Here is a 3,439-nt window from a genome sequence, read left to right as displayed (position 1 = left end):
CCTCCGGGCCACCCCGGCGCGGGGCCGGGGTGCGGGGTCGGCGGCACGGGGGGAGGCACGGGGTGGCTCGCGCCGGGGTGGCCCGGAGGGGTGGCGCCCGGTGCTCCCGGGTGCGGTGCGGCGGGGTGTCCCTGGTGGTTCGCCGTGGGCGACCAGGGGGTCGCCGGGTCCTGCCCCGGCCGGTGGGGCGGCGGCAGCGGAGCTCCCACTGCGTGCTGCATCCGGTGCCACTCCGTCTCGTACAGTCACATCGACACTGGCAGGCGGGGCTGTCGGACCCCCGCCCTCACCGAACGGTACCGCCCCCGGCCGCCGTTTGGTGAACGGCCGGGGGCGTCCCGGAGTGCCCAAGTGGCCATGACCACAAGGCGAATCAGGCAAGAGCTGCCCGAACGGGCGTTACTGGCCCACTTCGCCGTATGCCGCGAGGAGCACCGCGGGGTCGGGCCCCTCCAGGACGGTGGGCTTGGCGAGGCCGTCGAGGACGATGAAGCGCAGCAGGTCGCCGCGGGACTTCTTGTCGACCTTCATGGTCTCCAGCAGCTTGGGCCACTGGTCGTAGCGGTAGTGCAGCGGCAGTCCGACGGACTCCAGGACCGTGCGGTGGCGGTCGGCGGTCGCGTCGTCCAACCGGCCCGCCAGACGGCCGAGTTCGGCGGCGAAGTGCATGCCGACGGACACGGCCGCGCCGTGGCGCCACTTGTAGCGCTCGTTCTTCTCGATGGCGTGGGCGAGGGTGTGCCCGTAGTTGAGGATCTCGCGGCGGCCGGACTCCTTGAGGTCGCCGGAGACGACCTCGGCCTTGACCCGGATGGACCGTTCGATCAGCTCGGCCGTGTGCGGTCCGGCGGGCGTGCGGGCGGCCTGCGGGTCGGCCTCGACGAGGTCGAGGATCACCGGGTCGGCGATGAAGCCGGCCTTGATGATCTCGGCGAGCCCGGACACGTAGTCGTTGACCGGCAGCGAGTCGAGCGCGGCGAGGTCGCAGAGCACCCCGGCGGGCGGGTGGAAGGAACCGACGAGGTTCTTGCCCTCGGCGGTGTTGATGCCGGTCTTGCCGCCGACCGCCGCGTCCACCATGGCGAGGACGGTGGTGGGGATGGCGATCCAGCGGACGCCGCGCAGCCAGGTCGCCGCCACGAACCCGGCGAGGTCCGTGGTGGCGCCGCCGCCGACGCCCACGATGACGTCGGTGCGGGTGAACCCGGACTGGCCGAGCGCCTTCCAGCAGTACGCGGCGACCTCGGCGGTCTTCGCCTCCTCCGCGTTCGGCACCTGGATGGCGACGGCCTCGTAGCCCTGCCCGGCCAGATCGGCGCGCAGGGCCTCGGCGGTCCCGTCCAGCGCCTCGGGGTGGATCACCGCGACCCGCTTGGCCCGGTCACCGATCAACCCGCCCAGCTCACCGAGGAGTTGGCGGCCCACCAGGACCTCGTACGGCTCGGTGCCCGCCGTGCCACCGACCTGGATCCGGGTCACTGTCTCGCTCATGCTTCCTTCAACTCCAGGGCGTTCAGGGCCGCTCGGGTGACTTCCTCGGGCGTGCGGCCGTCCGTGGGCACGACGGCCGTGGCGATCTCCTCGTACAGATGGCGGCGGGCCTCCATCAGCTCCCGCCACTGCTTGCGGGGGTTGACGGCGAGCAGCGGCCGGGCGGTGTTGAGGCCGGTGCGCTTGACCGCCTCCTCGACGTCCATCGAGAGATAGACGACGCGGTGCCCGGCGAGCAGGGCGCGGGTGTCCTCGTCGAGGATCGCGCCGCCGCCGAGGGCGAGGACCCCGTCGTGCGCGGCGAGCGCCGTGTGCACGGCCTGCTTCTCGATGGCGCGGAACGCGGCCTCGCCCTCGTCGACGAAGATCTCCGCGATCGTGCGTCCCTGCGCGGCCACGATGTCGTCGTCGGTGTCGCGGTAGGCGACGCCGAGCCGCTCGGCGAGCAGCTGCCCGACGGTGGACTTGCCGACCCCCATGGGGCCGACGAGAACGACCAGAGGCACCGGGCTCACCGGATCGCGAGGTTGTCGAGGTACGAGCGGACGTTGCGGCGGGTCTCGGTGACGCTGTCGCCGCCGAACTTCTCGGCCACGGCGTCGGCCAGGACCAGCGCGACCATGGCCTCGGCGACGATGCCGGCGGCCGGCACCGCGCACACGTCGGAGCGCTGGTGGTGGGCCTGGGCGGCCTCGCCGGTGATGACGTCCACGGTCTGGAGCGCGCGCGGCACGGTCGCGATGGGCTTCATGGCGGCGCGCACGCGCAGCAGCTCGCCCGTGGACAGACCGCCCTCGGTGCCGCCGGAGCGGCCGGTGGCCCGCTTGATGCCCTGGTCGGTGGCGAGGATCTCGTCGTGCGCCTTGGAGCCCGGCACCCGGGCCAGGTCGAAGCCGTCGCCGACCTCGACGCCCTTGATCGCCTGGATGCCCATCAGCGCGGCGGCGAGCCGGGCGTCGAGGCGGCGGTCCCAGTGCACGTGCGAGCCGAGTCCCACCGGCACGTCGTAGGCCAGCACCTCGACGACGCCGCCGAGCGTGTCGCCGTCCTTGTGGGCCTGGTCGATCTCGGCGACCATCGCCTTCGAGGCGTCCGCGTCGAGGCAGCGCACCGGGTCGGTGTCCAGCTTCTCTACGTCGGCGGGGGTCGGGTACACGCCGTAGGGGGCCTTCGCGGCGGCCAGCTCGACGACGTGGCTGACGATCTCGATCCCGGCGGTCTCCTTGAGGTACGACCGGGCCACGGCGCCGAGGGCGACGCGGGCGGCGGTCTCCCGGGCGGAGGCCCGCTCCAGGACCGGCCGGGCCTCGTCGAAGCCGTACTTCTGCATGCCGGCCAGGTCGGCGTGGCCGGGGCGGGGGCGGGTCAGCGGGGCGTTGCGGGCGAGGCCGGCGAGGATCTCGGGGTCGACCGGGTCGGCCGACATGACCTGCTCCCACTTGGGCCACTCGGTGTTGCCGACCATGATCGCCACCGGCGAGCCCATGGTCAGCCCGTGCCGGACACCGCCGATGAACGTGATCTCGTCGCGCTCGAACTTCATCCGGGCACCGCGTCCATAGCCGAGGCGCCGGCGGGCCAGGTGGTCCGCCACCATCTCCGTGGTGATCGGCACGCCGGCGGGAAGGCCCTCCAGCGTCGCGACAAGTGCGGGACCGTGGGACTCCCCCGCGGTCAGCCAGCGCAACCTGCTCAACGGTGCTCCTCAGTCTCGCGCCCTGGTACTGCGTCCTGCCTGCGTGTACGCGCGTCCTCGCGTACGGCGACGGCTACCGGGTGCGCGGCCCCGGCCCGCCACCTCCGATCCTCCCACGTCCGGGCGCGCGACCCGGTCGCAGGTCCATCAGGCGGACGCGCCGGTGGGCGCCCCGCCCGTCACTCCATCTTCGCCGCCGCGCTCTTGATCGCCTCCCGGATACGGAAGTACGTGCCGCAGCGGCAGACGTTC

At 73.2% G+C, this 3,439-nt stretch carries 3 protein-coding genes and 2 pseudogenes; all 5 read right to left on the bottom strand.

What is annotated here, in order from left to right:
• Positions 1–221 (bottom strand): annotated as a pseudogene (locus AOK23_RS49090) (hypothetical protein); the annotation flags it as partial.
• Positions 222–399: 178 nt separating this feature from the next.
• On the bottom strand, positions 400–1,491 hold the full coding sequence (aroB, locus tag AOK23_RS36045; protein WP_055716732.1) for a 3-dehydroquinate synthase: 1,092 nt from the start codon (positions 1,489–1,491) through the stop codon (positions 400–402).
• On the bottom strand, positions 1,488–1,970 hold the full coding sequence (locus tag AOK23_RS36040; protein WP_107102956.1) for a shikimate kinase: 483 nt from the start codon (positions 1,968–1,970) through the stop codon (positions 1,488–1,490). The genes aroB and AOK23_RS36040 overlap by 4 nt, the downstream gene beginning before the upstream one ends.
• 32 nt (positions 1,971–2,002) lie before the next feature.
• Positions 2,003–3,187: a chorismate synthase gene (aroC, locus tag AOK23_RS36035; protein WP_055716730.1), complete on the bottom strand. Its 1,185-nt coding sequence runs from the start codon at positions 3,185–3,187 to the stop codon at positions 2,003–2,005.
• Between the two features lie 179 nt (positions 3,188–3,366).
• Positions 3,367–3,439, bottom strand: a pseudogene (locus tag AOK23_RS50715) ((2Fe-2S)-binding protein); the annotation flags it as partial.

Origin of the sequence: Streptomyces torulosus (assembly GCF_001419765.1) — a bacterium.
In the GTDB taxonomy this organism is placed as follows: Bacteria; Actinomycetota; Actinomycetes; order Streptomycetales; family Streptomycetaceae; genus Streptomyces; species Streptomyces torulosus.
Note: the sequence above shows the minus strand (reverse complement) of the source record. Positions and strands in the feature narration are given on the sequence as shown.

What these genes read in the sequence shown, in the direction of transcription:
- aroB (WP_055716732.1), bottom strand. Translation starts at nt 1,491, where the DNA reads ATGAGCGAGACAGTGACCCGGATCCAGGTCGGTGGCACGGCGGGCACC.
- AOK23_RS36040 (WP_107102956.1), bottom strand. Translation starts at nt 1,970, where the DNA reads ATGGGGGTCGGCAAGTCCACCGTCGGGCAGCTGCTCGCCGAGCGGCTC.